This is a genomic window from Pelomonas sp. Root1217 (genome assembly GCF_001425705.1).
Classification (GTDB): domain Bacteria; phylum Pseudomonadota; class Gammaproteobacteria; order Burkholderiales; family Burkholderiaceae_C; genus Pelomonas.
Window position 1 is genome coordinate 23,355 of the sequence record NZ_LMDC01000023.1, and the last position, 18,735, is coordinate 42,089.

Consider the following 18,735-nt stretch of genomic DNA (forward strand, 5'->3'; position numbering starts at 1 on the left):
ATTCGTTCAAATATCAAACAAAGATGATTGATTTAGACGCCATCGACCTGCGCCTGCTGGAGGCTCTGCAGACGGATTCCTCGCTGAGCAACCAGGACTTGGCCGCGCGCGTCGCGGTGTCGCCTGCCACCTGCCTGCGGCGTGTCAAGCGCCTGATCGAGGCCGGCATCGTCGAACGCCAGGTGGCCCTGCTGTCGCGCGACAAGCTCGGAGCCGGGCTGTCGGCCATCCTGGAGATCACGCTGGACCGCCAGGGCGCCGAGCACCTGGATGCCTTCGAGGCGCGGGCGGTGCAGGAGGCGGCCGTGCAACAGTGCTGGCGGGTGTCGCCCGGGCCGGACTTCGTGCTCGTTGTGCAGCTGGCCGACATGCCGGCCTACCAGGCGTTCACGCAACGGCTGCTGACCCAGGACGCCAACGTGCGCAACATCAAGGCCTTCTTCAGCGTGAAGCGGGCCAAGTTCGAGACCCGCATCCAGCTGCCATCCCCCTAACTTCATATGACCCCCCGCGAGCCCGGGGGCAAGGGGCGCTCCCGCGGCCGACAGAATCTCAGCTTTCCGCCTATACCGGAGCCCGCATGCTGTCCCGCAAGTCTTTCCGCCCCGCCGCGTTCGCGCTGGCCCTGGGCCTCGCCGGCCTGGCCCCCACGGCCCAGGCCCTCAATATCGTGCTGACCGATGTGGGCGCGACACCGATGTCCGCTGCGCAACTGGGCGCCTTCCAGGCGGCCGCCAACTATTGGTCGGGCAAGCTCACCGACAACGCGACCGTCTACGTCAACATCGCCTTCAGCGACCTGGGGCCCAACATCCTGGGCTCGACCGGCTCCAATTGGGACACCATCAACTACAGCACGCTGCGCAGTCGCCTTGCGACCGACGCCAAGTCAGCCACCGACGCCCTCGCCGTCGCCAGCATGCCCACCGGCTCGGCCGTCAGCTTCTGGGCCACACAGGGCGACCTGACGACCCGCTTCGACAACGACGGCTCGACGAACAACAAGCTGCTCGGCATCAACACGGCCAATCTCAAGGCGCTGGGTGTGGATCCTGGGACCAACGCCGGCAATCCCGACGCGCGCATTGAGTTCGCCAATGCTTTCGCCAGCGACTTCGCCTTCACTCGCGTCAATGGCGGCGTGCCGGCCAACAAGATCGACTTCATCACGGTCGCTGAGCACGAGATCGGTCATGCCCTCGGCTTCGTGTCCGGCGTGGACGACATCGACTTCTGCGTCAGTAACGCTGCGCAATGCGGCCTGTCAGGCGCTGCAAATCAGTTCGAGAGCGACTGGTGGTACTACCCATTGGACATGTTCCGCTACTCGGCCGCCGGCAAGCGCGACCTGACGCTGGGCGGCTCGCCCTATTTCTCGGTGGACGGTGGCCTGACGTCCATCCAGCCCTTCTCGACCGGCGAGGAACACGGCAACGGCTGGCAGGCCAGCCACTTCGGCCCCAATGTGCTGACGCTGATGCGCCCCTTCGTCGGCAACGGCCAGTCCTATGACGCGTCGCCCAGCGACCTGATGGCCTTCGACGCCATCGGCTGGGACCTGGCCACCGCCGTGCCGGAGCCGAGCCAGTACGCCTTGCTGATCGGCGGCCTGGTCGCCGTCGGCTTGGCACGCCGCCGCAAGCGCGACTGAAGCTGCGCACTCGATGCAAAGCGGCCTCGCAAGGCCGCTTTTTCTTTGCCTGAACTCAGCGCTTCAGCACGCCCAGGCCCTTCAGATAGTCCCCTTCCGGGAAGCACACCGTTTGCGGATGGTCGGCCGCCGCCGACAAGCGTTCGACGATGTAGCCGTCCACGCCCGCGTCCAGCCCCGCCCCCGCGACGATCTTGTGAAAGAGGTCGGGCGAGATGCCGCCCGAGCAGGAGAAGGTGTAGAGCAGGCCGCCATCGTTCAGCAACATGAAGGCCAGGCGGTTGATGTCCTTGTAGGCGCGCGCGGCGCGCTCGGCGTGCGCGACCGTGGGTGCGAACTTCGGCGGGTCGAGCACGATGGCGTCGAAGCGCCGGCCTTCGGCCAGGCAGCGCCGCAGCGTGGCGTTCACGTCGGCATCCCAGGCCTGGTGGCGGCTGGCGTCGAAGCCGTTCAGCTCGACATGGGCCTTGGCGCGTTCCAGCGCCGGACCGGAGGAATCCACGCTGATGACTTCGCTCGCACCACCCGCCAGCGCCGCCACCGAGAAGCCGCCGGTGTAACTGAAGCAGTTCAGCACGCTCTTGCAGCCGTATTGCCTCACCGCGTCGGCAAAACGGCGGCGGCTGTCGCGCTGGTCGAGGTAGTAGCCGGTCTTGTGGCCTTCGGCCACATCCAGCGTCAGCCGCCAGTCGTGCTCGCGGAGGGTCAGCGCCGTTTCACCTTCGCCACGGAGCCATCCCGTCTGCACGGGCAGGCCCTCCCACTCGCGGGCCTGGGCGTCGGAGCGCTCGTACAGGCGCGTGAGCCCCGTCGCGGCGAGCAGCGCGTCGGCGATTCCCTGCTTCCAGCGCTCGACACCCGTGCTGCCGAACTGAGCCACCATCGTGTCGCCGTAGCGGTCCACGACCAGGCCAGGCAGGCCATCGGCCTCGCCATGCACCAGGCGCCAGGCGTCCGACGCGATAGCCAGCCTCGCACGCATTGCCACGGCCTGCTCGATGCGCCGCTTGAAGAAGGCCGCGTCGATGCGCTCGGCCTCGTCAAAGCTCCAGGCCCGCAGGCGGATCTGCGACTGCGGGCTGAAGGCCGCCCAGCACAGGAAGGCGCCATCGGCCGACTCGACGCGCACGGTCTCGCCAGCGTCGGCACCTCCCCGCGCGATGGAGCTCTCGAACACCCAGGGGTGGCGCTTGAGCAGTGAGCGCTCCTTGCCGGCGCGCAGAGTGATCTTTTTCATCGCCGGGCCGTCCCAAGATGAAAAGCGCCCCCTCGGGGGGCAGCGGCTACACGACGTGTGGGCGCGTGGGGGCAACTGTTCATCGCTGCAGCGTCCCGAAAGCGTAGCTGAGCCCGATGTGGACCACGGGCGTGGACTGGCTGCTGCCGCGCATGGTGCGGAACTCGCCCAGGCCGGTGCGCAGCCGCAACCGTTCCCCGACCCGCCATTGCGCCCACGCTTCAGCCTGCGTCACGGCGCCGCCGCCCACCTGCACGCCGCCGCCGCCGGCTGCGCCGACCAGCCATTCCGCACCGACACGCAGCCCGCCCCACAGCGGGTCGCTTTGCAAGCCCAGGCCGACAAGCCCGAAGGAATAGGCTCCGGCGCTGCCCGCGGCCGCGCTGCCCGCCAACGCCGATCCATAGACGTAGGGCGTGAACTCGCGCGACATGTTGACGGCCAGATGGCTGACCGCCTCGCGTCGGCCGTCCTTGAAGCGCACACGCGGCAGATGCAGCACGCTGGCGCCGAGTTGCTGCACGCGCACGATGCCGTTGCTCATGTCGTCGCCGAACGCGACCGGTGACCGGTCCAGCGGCATCGCCAGCACCGCACGGACGTACGGCGCGCTGTAGGAACCGCTGGACGCATAGGTGAAACCGGCATCCAGACGCACGCTGGGCCCCCAGGGCGTGAGCCAGCGCAGCGTCGGCCCGGCGCGCAACAGCAGTCCGCTGCCGGTGTCCAGCGTGCCGCCACCACCCAGGCCCGCGCCAAGCTGGCCGCCCACGCGCAGCCGCGGCGTGCCAAACAGGGCCCAGTCCTGGCCAATGTTGCCCAGCACTTCCATGTAGCCGTCGGCGCCGCCCTGGGCTGCACCGGCGGCCTCGATGCCCCACCAACTGCCGTCGACGATGTATTGCCTCAGCTCCCCGCCGGCTTTGCCGATCCGGCGCGTCAGCGGCACTCCGCTCCGGTCGCGGCTGGAGGCCCGCGGCTTCTCGAAGCCTCCGGTCACCGCGATCTCATCGAAGCCCAGGCCCGTGCGCTGGCTCGCGCGGCCTGGCCGGCCGGCGTCATCGGGCGAGAAGCTCGGAAAGCCCATCGAACGTCCGACGGTAAAACTCAGGCCGACGCCGCTCTTTACATTGCCGCTCGGAAAGCGGATTTGCGAAATGCCGACGCCGGTGTACCAGGCGCCGGTCTCGGTGCGCAGCGACAGCTCCGGTCGCAGCATCAGGCCGCCGCCAAAGCGCAGTTGCTGCGTGGACAGGCCACCGCCTGCGCCAACGTAAAGGCTTGCCGCCAGATGCGTGCCGCTGGCCAGCCGCCAACGCCGCTGCCCCGTGAAGCCCACCGTGAAGATGCCGCCGTAATTGCCCTTGGCCGCGCCGTAGACGCCGGGGCCGAAGCCCCAGTCGTCGTCCAACGCCATCATGTAGCTGATCGACGCGAAGGCCGTGCGGCCGCCGTCAGGCATCTTCATCTTGGTCCAATTGCCCTCGACTGCGGCCGGGCGCACGGTTTGCACGCGTGCGAAGGGCGACTCGTCGGGGGTGGCCCGCGCCGTTGTCGGCAGCAGGGCCGCCAGCGCGGCCAAAGCCGTGATTTGGAATCTCATTTCTTGGCTCGGGGATGCGCGGCGTCGTAGATGCGCGCCAGGTGCTGATGGTCCAGCTGGGTGTAGACCTGGGTGGTCGTGATGTGGGCATGGCCCAGCAGCTCCTGCACCGCGCGCAGGTCGCCGCTGGACTGCAGCAAGTGGGAGGCAAAGCTGTGGCGCAGCATGTGCGGATGAACGTGGGCCGGGCTGCCGGCCGCGACGGCGCGGGCGCTGAGCGTGGCGCGCAGCGTCGAGCCGGCGATGCGGTGCCCGCGCGAGCCGACGAAGAGTGCCGCCTCGCCAGCCGCCACCACCTGAGGCCGCACGGCCAGCCAAGCGCGCAGCGCCTCGGCCGCGGCCTTGCCCAGCGGCGTGCTGCGGCGCTTGCCGCCCTTGCCCAGCACATGCACTTCATTGGCTTGCAGGTCGACCCAGCCTGCGGCCTGGCCGCTGGCCTGGGCGTCCAGGCCCGTCAACTCGGACGCACGCAGGCCGGCGCCGTAGAGCAGTTCCACCATGGCGCGGTCGCGGGCCTCCAGTACCGGGTCGGCCGCCGCCTCGGGCGCGTAGGCCGCGAGTTGCACCGCGTCGTCCACGCCCAGCGCCTTGGGCAGGGGCTTGGGCGCTTTCGGCGCACGCAGGCCGTCGAAGGGATTGAGCGTGACGCGACCCTGCAGGCCCAGCCAGCGGTAGGCGCTGCGCCAGACCGACAGCAGCAGCGCGATGGACTTTGGCGCCAGGCCCTCACGATGCAACAGGGCCGCGAGACGGCGTGCCTGGGCGATGTTCAGATTACGTGCGTCGATCGCAGCTTCGACCAACATGGCCTGCAGGCGCTCAAGGCCATCGGTGTAGATACGCAGCGTGCGCGGACTCAGGCGCTGCTGCACGCGGGCGTGCTGCAAGAACTCCGTGAAGTCCTGCGCCAACTCCATCATGCAGCGAGCAAGCCCGCCAGCCCGGCACTGGCGATCTCGCCGACGCGGGTCAGGAAGTCGGTGCCCATCTCGGCCGTGTAGCGCGTCGGATCGGGCGAGCCCAGCACCAGCAGGCCGAAGGGCTTGTCCTCGTTGGCGCTGGGCTGGTGCAGCGGGATCAGGGCCAGCGAGGTCGCCGTGCCGCCGCTCTCGCTGAGGCCCAGCCAGCGTGCCGCCTCGAAGCCGGAGTTCACGCCGCAATAGGGCTGGCTCAGGCTGGAGGCGAAGCTGCGCACGTCGGGGCTGACCGAGGCGGCGAACTCCGAGGCCTCATGCTCGGGCGCGACGCCCCACAAGCGCAGGCCGGCCTGGGGGATCATGAACTGGTGGCGCAACTCGGCGAGCAGCACGTGCGGCAGCTCGGGCGTGCCGACGGCGCGCATGACGGCCAACGTCCAGCGGTGCAGGCGGTCGGCGATGGTGACGTTGTCCTGGCCGTTGCGGATCATGTCGATGATGCGCATTTCCAGGCCCTTGATCTTGTCGCGCAGCATCTCGGCCTGGCGCTCCTGCAGCGACACGGCGCGCGCGCCATGCGGGTGCTGCAGCTGCACGCTGGCAAGCAACGCCGCGTGGCGCTCGAAGAAACCGGGGGTGGACGCCAGGTAGTTGGCGATGTCGGTTTCGGTGATGCCTTGCACCGCGTCAGCGGCCGGGTTGGAACTCACAGCGTGATCTCTCCGTCAAAAACTTTCACTGCGGGGCCGGTCATCAACACCGGGTTCTGGCCACCCGCCCATTCGATACGCAGCAGGCCGCCACGGGTCTGCACTTCAACTGCTTGGTCGAGCCAGCCGGCGCGAATACCGGCGACGACGGCTGCACAGGCGCCCGTGCCGCAAGCCAGGGTCTCGCCAGCGTCGCGCTCGAAGACGCGCAGCTTGATGCGGTCGCGGCTCAGGATCTGCATGAAGCCAGCGTTGACGCGCTTTGCAAAGCGCGCATGGTGTTCGATCAGCGGCCCCTGGGTCAGCACCGGCGCCGTCTCGACATCCTCGACGCGTTGCACCGCATGCGGGTTGCCCATGGACACGACGGCCAGCTCCACGCCTTCGACAGGCCACAGCTCGAAGCCATTCACCAGCCGCGGTTGCAAGCCCGCCGCGTCGAACGGCAACGCGTCATGCTCAAACACCGGCGCGCCCATGTCCACCGTCACGCGGCCATCGTCCTGCAGCTTGAGCAGCAGGCGGCGGTTCATGGTGTCGACGCGGATCTCGCGCTTGTCCGTCAGCCCGGCATCGACGACGAAGCGCACGAAGCAGCGCGAGCCATTGCCGCAATGCTCCACCTCGTTGCCGGTGTTGTTGAAGATGCGGTAGCGGAAGTCCGCGCCGGCGTCCTGGCTGGGTTCGATGACGAGGATCTGGTCGCAGCCGACACCAAAGCGCCGGTCGCCGAGCAGGCGCATCTGCTCGGCCGTCAGCGCAAAGGGCTGCTTCGTCGCGTCGATGACGACGAAGTCATTGCCCGCACCGTGCATCTTGGTGAAGCTCAATCTCATCAGAGGATTATCAGGGAGGGGATGCGATGCCCCCATGGGTCGCGGCGAGGTCTTTGCCGGATGCTGGGCAAGGCGCAGACCGCGCACAGGCTCGTGCCGCGCTGCCAGGCCTGGCTCTTGCCGAACAGCGGCAAGCCGACGTAGGCGCGCAGCTTCAGCTCGCCAGCCGGGCCGACTGACAATAGGGAACGGTCGACTGCCGGATCTAGGTTGAACTGGGCTGACCCTGCATGTTGAGGAAGCGCGTGACCGCCAAATCGGCGCAAGCTTGGCACCATGCTGCTACCCGCGCTACCGCTGCTGGAACGCGATGCCGCGCTGGCCGGCCTGCGCGCCGACCTGGCCGCCTTGGCCGACCCGATGCAGGGCCAGGGCCGCTGCGTGCTGCTCGAAGGCGATGCCGGCATGGGCAAGACACGGCTGCTGCGCGCCGCGGAACGCGCCGGCGGGAGCGCCATCGACTGGGCCTGGGGCGCCTGCGAGCCGCTGATCACGCCGCTGCCGCTCGGGCCATTGTTGGACATGCTGCCGCGATTACCGGGCGAGATCGCGGCGCTGCTGCGGCGCGCCGCTCCGGCCGCCGAGTTGTTTGCCGCCCTGCTGGAGGTGGCGCGCCAGACGCGCCGGCCGCGCGTCTGGGTGTTCGAGGACCTGCACTGGGCCGACGGTGCCACGCTGGACCTGCTGCGTTTCCTGGCCCGGCGCATCGCCGGCACCCGGGTGCTGTTGTGCCTGAGCTGGCGGGGCGGTGAGCTGGGCCCGGCCCACCCGCTGCGCGCGGCGCTCGCGGGCCTGGCCGGCCAGGGCGCGCGCAGCCTCGGCCTGGCGCCGCTGAGCCGCGCGGCCGTGGCCACGCTGGCGGCCCGCGCCGGCCGCCCTGCCGCGGGCCTGTTCGAGACCAGCGGCGGCAATCCCTTCTTCGTGACGGAGCTGCTGGCCGCGCCGCTGGCCGAGGGCCTGCCGGTGTCGGTGCGGGATGCGCTGCTGGCGCGCGTGGCGCGGCTGTCGCCACCGGCGCGCGAGCTGCTCAATGTCGCCAGCGTCTCGCCCGCGCCGCTGGAGACCGCCGTGCTGGCCCATGCCTGCGGCCTGGAGCCCGAGGCCCTGGCCGAAGTCGTCACCAGTGATCTGTTGCAGGCCGGTGGCGACTGCCTGCGTTTCGCTCACGAGCTGACCCGGCTGACCGTGCTGGAAGCCCTGGGGCCCCGCGCCGCGGCCCTGCATGCCGCCGTGTTCGATGCCTTGAGCGAGCGCGGCGCGGCGCCGGCGCGGCTCGTGCATCACGCCGAGCACGCCGGCCTGGACCATGCCGTGGCCCGGCTGGCGCCGCGCGCCGCCGAACTGGCGGCCGCCACGGGCGCGCACCGCCAGGCCGCGGCCCTGTTCGGCCTGGCGCTGCGCCGCGCCGCACAGCTGCCTGCCGTGCAGGTCGAGCCGCTGGCGCGCGCTCAAGCGATCGAATGCCTGCTGACCGGGCAGGTCGAGGAGGCCGCGCACGCCGCCGCCCTGGCGCTGAGCCTGACCGGCGCGCGGCCGCTGGCCCGGGCTGAGCACTTGAGCCTGCTGGCGCGCATCGAATGGACGCGCGGCCGCGCCAGCGCCGGCCTGGCCCATGCCGAGGCCGCGATCGCCCTGCTGCACGAGCACGCTCCCGACAGCTCGGCCCTGGCCCACGCGCTGGCCAACCACGCCCAGTTGCATCTTCTGGACGACGACACCGGCGCGGCGCTGGTGGGTGCCGCCCAGGCCCTGGCCTTGTTCGGCCGCCTCGGCGACCCGGCGGGCGCCCTCGGCGCGCGCATCACGCTGGCCTCGGCGCGGCTGGGCGGGCCGGATGAGGGGCTGGGCACGGTCGAACTGCACGCCGCGCTCGAACAGGCGCTGGCCGATGGCCGGGAGGAACTGGCCGCGCGCGCCTGGACCAACCTCGCCTCGGCCGCACTGGTCGCGTCGCGCTACGACAAGCTGGAGAGCCTGTGCGCGGCCGGGCTGGCGTATTGCGAGGCGCGCGACCTGGATCTGTTCGCCGTGCCGCTGCGCGTGCGCCAGGCCTGCGGCGACATCGCCCGCGGCGACTGGGCGGCCGGCGAGGCGCGGCTGCGCCAGCTCCAGGCCCGCCCTGACCTGAACGAGTTGCAGTGCGAACAGGTCGGCCATCTGCTCGCGTTGCAGGCGGCCCGCCGGGCCGAACCGGGCGCGCTGGCCTACTGGCAGGAACTAGCCAGTGGGCGGCGGCAGCTGGCTGTGTGGCCATGGTTCATGTCGGTGGACGTGCATCAGGTGGAAATCGCGACGCTGTCGGGCCCGGTGGGGCGGGCACGACAGCTGGCAGAGGAAGCGCTGGCCAGAGCGGCCGCGCGGCTGGGGCCGTGGCGGCGGGCGCAGGTCCAGGTGTGGCTCACGCGCCTGGATCAGCCGCAGGCCCTCGCCGCCGACGCGCCCGCGGCTTGTGCTCTGGAGGCCAGCGGCCAGCATCGCGCCGCCAGCCAGGCCTGGCGCGAGTTGGGCTGCCCCTACCAGCAGGCCTTGGCGCTGCTGTGGGGCGATGCCGACGCCATTGCCGACGGACTGCAGCGCCTTCAAGGGCTGGGCGCCGGGCTGGCCGCGCAGTACGCGCGCCGGCGCCTGCGGCGTGTCGGCGTGAGCGGCGTGGGGCGCGGCCGCTACGGCCATGCCCGGCAGGACCCGCTGGGCCTGACCGGGCGCGAACGCGAGATCCTGGAGCTGCTCGTGCAGGGTCACAGCAACCGCGCTATCGCGGCCACGCTGCACCGCTCCGAGCGCACCGTGGAGAACCATGTCGCCGCCGTGTTCCTGAAGCTCGGGGTGAAGACACGCCAGGACGCCATCCAGCGCGCGAAATCTGAGTAGTGCGCGCCCAAATCCGGGTAACGCCGCCGAGGTGCTCACGCGCCTCGCCCTCTAGCCTTGCATTCAGGGCCACCGGCCCGCACCGCCTTTGCAAGGGAGACCTGTCATGAAGATCCGCACGCTGCTCACTGCTCTCGCCCTGCTTGCCAGTGGCGCCGCCTGGGGCCAGGCCGGCCTGGCCGCCGCCAGCGGCACCGCCCGGGGCGATTTCCAGATCGGCTGCAGCACCTGCCCGCATTTCCAGCTCGGTCTCACCGGCAACCCGGTGCAAAGCCAGAGCGGCCCGCTGGCCGCCCAGGTGGACTACCTCGGCCAGCCCGTGGGCGACCCCAACACGGCGGGCTACAGCCTGGGCGGCGGCGTGGAGTACCACGCCAGCGCCGCCTTGCAGGGCGCCCTGGCCACACCGCTGCTGGGCGCCTATGCGCGGGCCGACAACGAGCCCGTCGTCATCCTCGCCGACCCGGCACAGCTGGAGATCGGCATCGATCTCTATGCGGCCACGGCGGTGGCCCGCACCCAGCAGACCTACCACTACCTCGGCGCCAGCACGACGACCTACCACTTCGACTTCCATGTCGACGGCACGCTCAGCAGCACCCGGGCCAGCGCCTTCGGGTCGGCCGCCATCTACACCGGCCAGGATCCGTCCTTCGAGGTCGGCCTGATCGACTTCGGCTACAGCAGCCACAGCGGTGTGGGCCTGCTCTACAACCCGCAAGCCTTCGGCGGCGACTTCTCGGTCAGCATCACGGTGGACCCGGGCGCGAGCTTCGTCCTCATCAGCCAGCTCAGCGCCAGCGTGCAGATGACCTACGACACGACCGATGTGCTGGCCGACGCCTCGCACACGCTGCGCCTGACGGCCATCACCGGTGGCGACCCCAGCCTGCTGGTGACTGCCGTGCCCGAGCCGTCGGCGGCGCTGCTGTTGTCGCTCGGCTTGATCGCGCTGCTCCGCCTGCGGCGGGAACGACGCTGAGGGACTAAGGTGCCGCGCCGATGTCCAGCCCACGCGGCTGCTTGTAGCGGTGATAGCCCCACATGTATTGCCCTGGCGCACGCCGGATCACGCTCTCCATGGCGGCATTGATCGTCGTGGCTGCGGCCTCGGCGGGGGCGTCCTTGGCAATCTCGGGCGCCGGCAGCACATGCACGACGAAACCCTGCCCGCCCGGCAGCCGCTCGCCCCAGATCAATAGCAGCGCCGCCCCCGTCTGCTGCACGAGGCGGGCCGCCAGCGTCATCGTGTAGGCGGGCCGGCCGAAGAAAGGGGCCCACACACCAAGGCCGTCGGGCGGCACCTGGTCGGGCAGCAGGCCGATGACCTCCCCCTTGCGCAGCGCGCGGATCATCTGGCGCACACCGGCCAGCGACGCCGGCGCCGTGGCCAGGCCGGGCCGCTCGCGCGAGCCGGCCATCACCTCGCGCAGCGAGGCCTGCCGCGCCGGGCGGTAGAGCACTGTGATGGGCGCCTCGGCGGTCGTGAAGCGCTCGGCGATGGCCTGGGCGCAGATCTCGAAGCAACCCATGTGCGGCGTCAGCATGACCAGGCCGCGCTTCTGCTCAAGAGCCGCCGCGATCAGCTCGCCGCCATCCCATCGCAGCTTGTCGCCCAACGGCCTGCCCTTGGTCGCAACCCAGAGCCAGGGCAGCTCCGCCGCCATGCGCCCGGCGGCGGCAATGGCGGGCCGGGCGTCGGCCCAGGCCACGCCCGCCTGGGCGACATTGGCCTGGAATCGACGCCGGTAGACCCCCGAGGCGAAGTAGACGATCCAGCCCAGCGCCGCCCCCAAAGCGTGCAATAGCGCCAGAGGCAGCCGGGACAGCAAGCGAAAGACCCAACCCATATTTCCTATACTTCGCAGATCGCCGAGTTACTGAACTACTTGCGGGGCGATTCACAAATCCCGCTAAAGCGTTCGCCGCACCTCCAGGAGCGACGGCGACGCCGCCAATCCAGCAACCGGAGTTTAAAAGTGGCCAACGATTTCCTCTTCACGTCCGAATCCGTCTCGGAAGGGCACCCCGACAAGGTGGCCGACCAGATCTCGGACGCCATCCTGGATGCCATCTTCGAGCAGGACCCGCGCAGCCGCGTGGCCGCCGAGACACTGTGCAACACCGGTCTGGTGGTGCTCGCCGGCGAGATCACGACCAACGCCCACGTCGACTACATCCAGGTCGCGCGCGACACCATCAAGCGCATCGGCTACGACAACACCGAGTACGGCATCGACTACAAGGGCTGCGCCGTCCTGGTCGCCTACGACAAGCAGTCCAACGACATCGCCCAGGGCGTCGATCATGCGTCCGACGATCACCTCAACACCGGTGCCGGCGACCAGGGCCTGATGTTCGGCTACGCCTGTGACGAGACGCCCGAGCTGATGCCCGCGCCGATCTACTACGCGCACCGCCTCGTCGAGCGCCAGGCCCAGCTGCGCAAGGACGGCCGCCTGCCCTTCCTGCGCCCGGACGCCAAGAGCCAGGTCACGATGCGCTATGTGGACGGCAAGCCGCACAGCATCGACACCGTCGTGCTGTCCACCCAGCACGCGCCCGAGTACTCGCTCGGCGACCGCATGACGGACGAGTTCTACGAAGCCATCCGCGAAGAGCTGATCAAGCCGGTGTTGCCCAAGGCCTGGCTCAACGCCGACACCAAATACCTGATCAACCCGACCGGCCGCTTCGTCATCGGCGGCCCGCAGGGCGATTGCGGGCTGACCGGCCGCAAGATCATCGTCGACACCTACGGCGGCGCCTGCCCGCACGGCGGTGGCGCCTTCTCGGGCAAGGACCCGTCCAAGGTCGACCGCTCGGCCGCCTATGCCGCCCGCTATGTCGCCAAGAACGTGGTAGCCGCCGGCCTGGCGCGCCAGTGCCAGATCCAGGTGGCCTACGCCATCGGCGTGGCCAGGCCGATGAACGTGACCGTGTACACCGAAGGCACGGGCGTCATCCCCGATGAGGCCATTGCCAAGCTGGTCAACGAGCACTTCGACCTGCGTCCCAAGGGCATCATCCAGATGCTGGATCTGCTGCGTCCGATCTACTCGAAGACCGCTGCCTATGGTCACTTCGGTCGGGAAGAGCCGGAGTTCACTTGGGAGCGGACTGACAAAGCGGCAGCGCTGCGCGCTGCTGCCGGGCTGTAAGGCCTGGCAGTCGGTCGCGCCAGCGACCGAAGCCGCTTTGGGGCGAAGCTCATGTCGCTTGCGACGTGAGCGAAGACCACAAGGCTACCGAACCAACACCGCCCCCCAGGCGGTGTTTTCCTTTTCGCCGCCACATCCGTCAACATGTAGAGTCAACGCACCGGCAGGGTGCGCGATCACAGCCGCCCGCCGCAGCATCAACCTGGAGGCGGTGATGAACATGCAATCCATGCGAATCGGGACCCGGCTGGGCCTGGGCTTTGGGCTCGTGCTGTTGCTGCTGGCGGTGGCCCTGGGCCTGAGTTACCGGCAGATCGGCGCCGTCGGCCCTCATATCGATCTGCTCGTCGAGTTGCAAGGGCGACAAGATCTGGCGCAGGACTGGCGCACCCAGACCCAGCTCAACGTCACACGTACCGATGCGGTGGCGCGGGCCGGCGGCTCGGGCCCGGTGGCGGAGTTCTTTTCGCCGGCCATCAAGACGACGAGCGCCAAGATCTCGGAGTTGCAGGAGGGGCTCACCAAGCGCGAGGACACAGAGCGCGGCAAGGCGGTGCTCACGGAGATTGCGAGCGCCCGCAAGGCCTATGTCGACATTCGCAACCAGGTCTTCGCCCAGCTCAAGGCCGGCGAAGCCGACGCGGCGCTGCAGACGCTGGAAGGCAAGATGCGGCCGGCCTCCGAGGCCTATGTCGCGGCCATCAGCCGCATGGCCGACTTCCAGGGCGAGCGCGTGCGCCTCGAAACCCAGCAGGTCATGGAGGAGGCGCGCCGCACGCAAATGATCATGCTCGTGATCGCCATCGCCTGCCTGAGCGTAGGCATCGCGGCGGCCTGGCTGATCACGCGCTCCGTCGTCGGCCCGCTGCGCCAGGCCATCCACGAGGCCGAGGAGGTGGGGCATGGCGACCTGTCTCGCGACATTCGCAGCGTGGGCAGCGACGAGACTGCCCAGCTGACCCAGGCACTGGCACAGATGCAGCAGGCCTTGCGCCACCTCGTCGGCTCGGTGCGCGAGAACGCCAGCGGCGTGGCGACGGCCAGCACCGAGATCTCGCATGGCAGCAACGACCTGTCGGCACGCACCGAGCAGCAGGCCAGCGCCATTCAAGAGACGGCGGCGTCGATGGAGGAGCTGTCGGCCACCGTGAAGCTCAATGCCGACAACGCCGGCGAGGCCGACAAGCTCGCGCATGACGCCAGCCAGGTGGCGCGCCAGGGCGGTGAAGTCGTCGGCGAGGCGGTGCAGCGCATGAAGGGCATCGAAGAGAGCTCGCGCAAGATCGGCGACATCATCGGCACCATCGACGCCATCGCCTTCCAGACCAATATCCTGGCGCTGAATGCCGCGGTCGAGGCTGCACGGGCCGGCGAGCAGGGCCGCGGCTTCGCCGTCGTCGCCAGCGAGGTGCGCATGCTGGCCCAACGCAGTGCCGACGCGGCCAAGGAGATCAAGGGGCTGATTGGCGACAGCGTCGAGCGCGTCGAGCAGGGCGCCGTGCTGGTGAACAAGGCCGGCGAGACGATGGCGCAAGTCGTGACCGCCATCGGCCGCGTCGCGCAGATCGTGCGCGAGATCAGCTCGGCCAGCCGCGAGCAGAGCACCGGCGTCAGCCAGGTCGGCCAGGCCATCACGCAGATGGACCAGGCCACGCAGCAGAACGCCGCCCTCGTCGAGGAAAGCGCGGCGGCGGCGGAGAGCCTGAAGCAGCAGGCGGACGAGTTGGTGAAGCTGGTGTCGACGTTCCGCGTCTAGGACGAAAACACTTTGTTGGTTTTCGACCAAGTCGCCCAGCCATGCGCCGTGCTTTAGTTGTCGTTGCCCTCATCCTCACCGCGGGCTTGCTGGCTCAGACTCATGCAGCAGAGTCACAGCTGACGTTCGTCGAATATCGGGGGCAACGATTTGATCTCTCGAAGGCGTACGACGATTTTCATGATTACAAGGACGATCAAGGGAACCTGACGCCGGCACAAATTCAGCGCGCCGAGTCGCTGATGCGGTCGGCGAAGTTTGGCCCACAGTTCAAAACCAGCGGCGAGCTCAATGCGGCATTGGCGGCTTTGGAGTTTCCTGGATATGGCCTCTTCTATGCCAACCAGTTGGGAGCGCACGTTGATCCGAAGCTTGAGCTTGTTTACGTTGAGGTGCCTGTCCGAAACCTCAATCGCTATATCGCGCTCGAGCGGCAGGTCGACGGGTCGCTTCTGGTCGTGGCTGATTTCGTCGCAGCCGCCGAACCCGAGATCGTGCGAGTGAAGCGCGGGGCCAGCGGCTCTCTCAAGTTCCACCAGCAGAACGGGAATGTGGTCGTTCCTGTACATCGCTGACGAGCCGCGTTTCAGCGCCGCGTCCCGACCCCTCTTGGGGCGGATGTCGGCCAGGAGCGGTCGTCGGCGAGCGTCGGCTTTGGTGTCGGCCAGCGCCACGGTAACGTGAGCGGTCGGCTCACCGAGGATGTACCGAATGTTGCCTCTTTTCGACGCGAAGTGGGCCACGCTGGCCGGCGGCTATCGCGTGCCTTACGACCCGTCGGCGGCTCTTTCAAAGCTTGAGCAAGGTCAGGACGTCTGGTCGGAACTTTGGAACGAGCTCCACCATCAGGGGGATGTTGGCGAGGCTTCCTACGCAGCTGTTCCGCAGCTTGTCAGGATCGCAGCGGCGGCGACTCAGCGTTCATGGAACTTCTATGCACTCGTATCCGTCATCGAGGTGGAGCGGCATAGAAAGTCGAACCCTCCCGTGCCGGTCTGGCTAGCCGACGAGTATTTTGCGGCGATGCGAGGAATGCAAAGCCTCGCGTTGAGCGACCTCCCTCTGCAGGATGACGCTCTGACCGTGCAATCCATCTTGGCGGCCCTGGCGTTGTGCAGGCGGCAGGCAAAGCTGGGGGCGTTGCTGTCGTCGCTGGATCAGTCCGAACTTGATGAGTTGGTGGATGAGCAGCTTGCATGGGACGAGCTCTATGAGCCAGATGGAAGACCGTAGGCGGCCATGAGCCGTCGCTCGCGACCGGCTGCTTGCGGGTTGGCTGAATCCAGTCGGGCGTTTTGAGCTGTCTTGACCGCTTGTAATCGATCGATTACATTCCAATTGTGTTCAGCGTCAAAGCTCTGCCTGAGTTCACCTCATGGCTAGACCGTCTTGCAGATGCCTCGGTTCGAGGCGTCGTGGTGGCTCGCATCAAACGTCTGGAACGAGGCCTTCTCGGCGACGTGGAGCCAGTCGGGGACGGCGTCTCGGAGCTTCGTATTCATATCGGCGCGGGGTGGCGAGTGTATTTCGCCCAACGCGGTGGTCAGATCATTGTCCTGCTGGCGGGCGGATCCAAGCGCACACAGAGGAGCGATATCAAACGCGCGAAGGCGATGGCTGCTTTGCTGGACTGACAAAGGAAACGATGATGAACAAGCGTATCAAGGTGGACGATCTGCCGGCATTCGATGCCGCACCTTACCTGGACAGCGAGGAAGCGATTGCGTGGTACCTGACTGACATCTTGGAGGCCAACGACGCGGGCCTGCTTGCGGCGGCGCTGGGTGACATTGCGCGTGCTCGTGGCATGACCGACATTGCAAAGCTCGCAGGCATCACGAGAGAAGCGCTATACAAGGCCCTGCGGCCGGGCAGTGAGCCGCGCTTCGACACGGTAAGCCGCGTCTGTACCGCCCTTGGAGTGCGCCTGGTTGTGCAGCCGTTGCACCCGGCCTGATCGATCCTACTTCGCGGGTCGAGCGTCGACTGGCGCTAGCGGCCACTTGCTGTCGTCGGTGACCGTCCGCTTGTGGTCGCCGAAGAAGCTACTACGGCGCTCCGGACTTGCTCAAGATGAACGATGAGATTTCATCGTGTTCGACGGCGATCTCATAAGCCACCTCGCATGCCCAGTCCTTCGCACCGCCCTGGGCCATAACGTCAGCACGAGAAAGAAGGCGGCCGGCGGGCGCAAGAAGTTGAGCGAGCGGCGATTCAACGGGTTCGACAACCCGGCTGACAAGAGTCCCGTGTTCTATCCAAGTGTGAACAGTCGTCCACCAAAATCCTGGCGTGCTGCCATCCCAAGCACCCGAGCCAAGTTGGGTAAAGACGTGTGGGCCCGTCGTACAGCAGTCCATCAAAGCTGTTCGGAATGCGACATTGGAATGGTCTCCATATTCGAAACGCCCCTCCAGCAGACGTATTGGCGAGTCACAGCCGCATGGGCATGTGTGCTGCGAGGTACTCGGGGCAATGAACGGCATGGTCGCAATGTATTCGGGGACGGCGCTGCCCGTTGCGGACGTCCGCTTGGGGGCGTCGAATCTGCGGCTGCGAATGTCGCTGTTGGGTCGACACCCGTCATTGGCTGATCCGTTGCACCCACAGCAAGCTCACTCGACCACCTACCCGCTCACACCCCTCAGCGCATCATCCAGCACCTCCACCCAATGCCGCACCGGCTGGGTCGTGCCGCTCTGCAGATGCTGGATGCAGCCGATATTGGCCGACACGATCTGCTCGGCCTGCAGCGGCGCGAGGGCCGCCAACTTGCGGTCGCGCAGCTGCTTGGACAGCTCGGGCTGCAACACCGAGTAGGTGCCGGCCGAGCCGCAGCAGAGATGGCTGTCGGTCGGTGCGCAGTCGATGCGAAAACCCAGCTCACGCAGCGCACCTTCCACGCCACCACTGAGCTTCTGCCCATGCTGCAGCGTGCAGGGCGGGTGGTAAGCCAGCGAGCCGGGCTTGGCCTTGAGGCGCGCCTTCAGCGTGGGCACGAGTTCGGGCAGCAGCTCGCTGAGATCCTTGGTCATCTCGCTGACGCGCCTGGCCTTGTCGGCATAGGCGGGGTCATGGGCCAGCAGGTGCGCATAGTCCTTGACCATGACGCCGCAGCCCGAGGCGTTCATCACCAACGCCTCGACGCGCTCGCCCAGGCCCGAGACCAGCGGCCACCAGGCGTCGATGTTGCGGCGCATCTCGTTCAGCGCCGCCTCGTGGTCGCCCAGGTGCTCGCGGATGGCCCCGCAGCAACCCGCGCCGTCGGCGACGACCGTCTGGATGCCGGCCGCATCCAGCACCCGCGCCGTCGCGCTGTTGATATTGGGCGCCATGGCCGGCTGCACGCAGCCCAGCAGCAAGGCCACCTTGCGATTGAGCTGGCGCGTCGGCCAGTCGTGGGCCGTGGCCGGGGGCCGGGCCGGTACCTTGTCCTTCAGTGACGAAGGTACCAGGGGCCGGAACAACTGGCCCAGCTTCATCGCCGGCTTGAAAAGCGGCGAAGTCAGGCCTTCCTTCAGCAGCCAGCGCACACGCTTCTCGCCACTGGGGCGCTCAACCTTGGCATCCACGACGCGCCTGCCGATGTCGACCAGGCGGCCGTATTCGACGCCCGACGGACAGGTGGTCTCGCAGTTGCGGCAGGTCAGGCAGCGGTCCAGGTGCAGCTGCGTCTCACGCGTCGGCTCCACGCCTTCCATGACCTGCTTGATCAGGTAGATGCGGCCGCGCGGGCCGTCGAGCTCGTCGCCCAGCAGCTGGTAGGTCGGGCAGGTGGCCGTGCAGAAGCCGCAGTGCACACAGCGCCGCAGGATGGCTTCAGCCTCGGTGCCGTCGTGGGTGCCGGCGAATTCGGGAGCGAGGGTGGTTTGCATGTCAGTGGCTGCGCTCGCCACAAACACAGCCACAGAGGCACAGAGACACAGAGGAATTTCCCGTCTGCTTTTCTCCGTGCCTCCGTGCCTCTGTGGCTTTGTTCTTCAGCATGGGCGT

General features: G+C 68.2%; 18 protein-coding genes. 10 read left to right on the plus strand and 8 right to left on the minus strand.

What is annotated here, in order from left to right:
* Positions 1-23: 23 nt before the first annotated feature.
* The gene (locus ASC95_RS14415) at positions 24-494 is read left to right on the plus strand and encodes an Lrp/AsnC family transcriptional regulator (protein ID WP_057298424.1); all 471 of its coding nucleotides are present in this window, start codon (positions 24-26) and stop codon (positions 492-494) included.
* A gap of 86 nt (positions 495-580) precedes the next feature.
* Entirely contained in the window at positions 581-1,651 is a 1,071-nt protein-coding gene (locus tag ASC95_RS14420; protein WP_057298425.1) for an NF038122 family metalloprotease, read from the plus strand.
* Between the two features lie 55 nt (positions 1,652-1,706).
* Here ASC95_RS14420 and ASC95_RS14425 read toward each other — a convergent pair whose 3' ends face one another.
* The 5 genes from ASC95_RS14425 to dapF form a co-directional block, all read right to left on the minus strand.
* The gene (locus ASC95_RS14425; protein WP_057298426.1) at positions 1,707-2,888 is read right to left on the minus strand and encodes a class I SAM-dependent rRNA methyltransferase; all 1,182 of its coding nucleotides are present in this window, start codon (positions 2,886-2,888) and stop codon (positions 1,707-1,709) included.
* A 79-nt stretch (positions 2,889-2,967) separates the two neighbouring features.
* On the minus strand, positions 2,968-4,491 hold the full coding sequence (locus ASC95_RS14430) for a hypothetical protein (RefSeq protein WP_157256327.1): 1,524 nt from the start codon (positions 4,489-4,491) through the stop codon (positions 2,968-2,970).
* Complete coding sequence (locus ASC95_RS14435; RefSeq protein ID WP_157256328.1) at positions 4,488-5,411, minus strand: tyrosine recombinase XerC; 924 nt, start codon at positions 5,409-5,411, stop codon at positions 4,488-4,490. Before ASC95_RS14435 ends, ASC95_RS14430 begins: the two co-directional genes overlap by 4 nt.
* The gene (locus ASC95_RS14440) at positions 5,408-6,118 is read right to left on the minus strand and encodes a DUF484 family protein (RefSeq protein ID WP_057298429.1); all 711 of its coding nucleotides are present in this window, start codon (positions 6,116-6,118) and stop codon (positions 5,408-5,410) included. The genes ASC95_RS14435 and ASC95_RS14440 overlap by 4 nt, the downstream gene beginning before the upstream one ends.
* The gene (gene dapF / locus ASC95_RS14445) at positions 6,115-6,954 is read right to left on the minus strand and encodes a diaminopimelate epimerase (protein ID WP_057298430.1); all 840 of its coding nucleotides are present in this window, start codon (positions 6,952-6,954) and stop codon (positions 6,115-6,117) included. The genes ASC95_RS14440 and dapF overlap by 4 nt, the downstream gene beginning before the upstream one ends.
* A gap of 276 nt (positions 6,955-7,230) precedes the next feature.
* On the opposite strand from dapF, the gene ASC95_RS32370 reads away from it, so the two are divergent.
* Together ASC95_RS32370 and ASC95_RS30710 are read left to right on the plus strand one after the other, a co-directional pair.
* The gene (locus ASC95_RS32370) at positions 7,231-9,825 is read left to right on the plus strand and encodes an AAA family ATPase (RefSeq protein WP_057298431.1); all 2,595 of its coding nucleotides are present in this window, start codon (positions 7,231-7,233) and stop codon (positions 9,823-9,825) included.
* A 106-nt stretch (positions 9,826-9,931) separates the two neighbouring features.
* Positions 9,932-10,807 (plus strand): PEP-CTERM sorting domain-containing protein, encoded by an 876-nt coding sequence (locus tag ASC95_RS30710; RefSeq protein ID WP_057298432.1) that lies wholly within the window; start codon positions 9,932-9,934, stop codon positions 10,805-10,807.
* Positions 10,808-10,811: 4 nt separating this feature from the next.
* On the opposite strand, the gene ASC95_RS30715 is transcribed toward ASC95_RS30710, so the two are convergent.
* The gene (locus ASC95_RS30715; protein WP_057298433.1) at positions 10,812-11,675 is read right to left on the minus strand and encodes a lysophospholipid acyltransferase family protein; all 864 of its coding nucleotides are present in this window, start codon (positions 11,673-11,675) and stop codon (positions 10,812-10,814) included.
* Positions 11,676-11,804: 129 nt separating this feature from the next.
* On the opposite strand from ASC95_RS30715, the gene metK reads away from it, so the two are divergent.
* Positions 11,805-12,986, plus strand: a complete 1,182-nt coding sequence (metK, locus tag ASC95_RS14465; RefSeq protein WP_057298434.1) for a methionine adenosyltransferase — start codon at positions 11,805-11,807, stop codon at positions 12,984-12,986.
* 84 nt (positions 12,987-13,070) lie between these two features.
* Here metK and ASC95_RS31935 read toward each other — a convergent pair whose 3' ends face one another.
* Positions 13,071-13,208, minus strand: a complete 138-nt coding sequence (locus ASC95_RS31935; RefSeq protein WP_235537933.1) for a hypothetical protein — start codon at positions 13,206-13,208, stop codon at positions 13,071-13,073.
* A 7-nt stretch (positions 13,209-13,215) separates the two neighbouring features.
* Here ASC95_RS31935 and ASC95_RS32375 point away from each other — a divergent pair, with 7 nt between their 5' ends.
* From ASC95_RS32375 to ASC95_RS14485, 5 genes are all read left to right on the plus strand, one after another.
* A complete protein-coding gene (locus ASC95_RS32375) occupies positions 13,216-14,742 on the plus strand; it encodes a methyl-accepting chemotaxis protein (RefSeq protein ID WP_304440596.1) in 1,527 nt (508 codons plus the stop codon).
* A 41-nt stretch (positions 14,743-14,783) separates the two neighbouring features.
* The gene (locus ASC95_RS14475) at positions 14,784-15,317 is read left to right on the plus strand and encodes a hypothetical protein (protein WP_057298436.1); all 534 of its coding nucleotides are present in this window, start codon (positions 14,784-14,786) and stop codon (positions 15,315-15,317) included.
* A 136-nt stretch (positions 15,318-15,453) separates the two neighbouring features.
* Positions 15,454-15,975, plus strand: a complete 522-nt coding sequence (locus ASC95_RS14480) for a hypothetical protein (protein ID WP_057298437.1) — start codon at positions 15,454-15,456, stop codon at positions 15,973-15,975.
* 107 nt (positions 15,976-16,082) lie between these two features.
* Positions 16,083-16,376 carry a type II toxin-antitoxin system RelE/ParE family toxin gene (locus tag ASC95_RS30005; protein ID WP_082567809.1) on the plus strand — a complete coding sequence of 98 codons (294 nt, stop codon included), beginning with the start codon at positions 16,083-16,085 and terminating at the stop codon, positions 16,374-16,376.
* A 14-nt stretch (positions 16,377-16,390) separates the two neighbouring features.
* Positions 16,391-16,699 carry an addiction module antidote protein gene (locus tag ASC95_RS14485; RefSeq protein WP_057299026.1) on the plus strand — a complete coding sequence of 103 codons (309 nt, stop codon included), beginning with the start codon at positions 16,391-16,393 and terminating at the stop codon, positions 16,697-16,699.
* 670 nt (positions 16,700-17,369) lie between these two features.
* Here ASC95_RS14485 and glcF read toward each other — a convergent pair.
* Entirely contained in the window at positions 17,370-18,617 is a 1,248-nt protein-coding gene (glcF, locus tag ASC95_RS14490; RefSeq protein ID WP_057298438.1) for a glycolate oxidase subunit GlcF, read from the minus strand.
* Positions 18,618-18,735 lie beyond the last annotated feature (118 nt).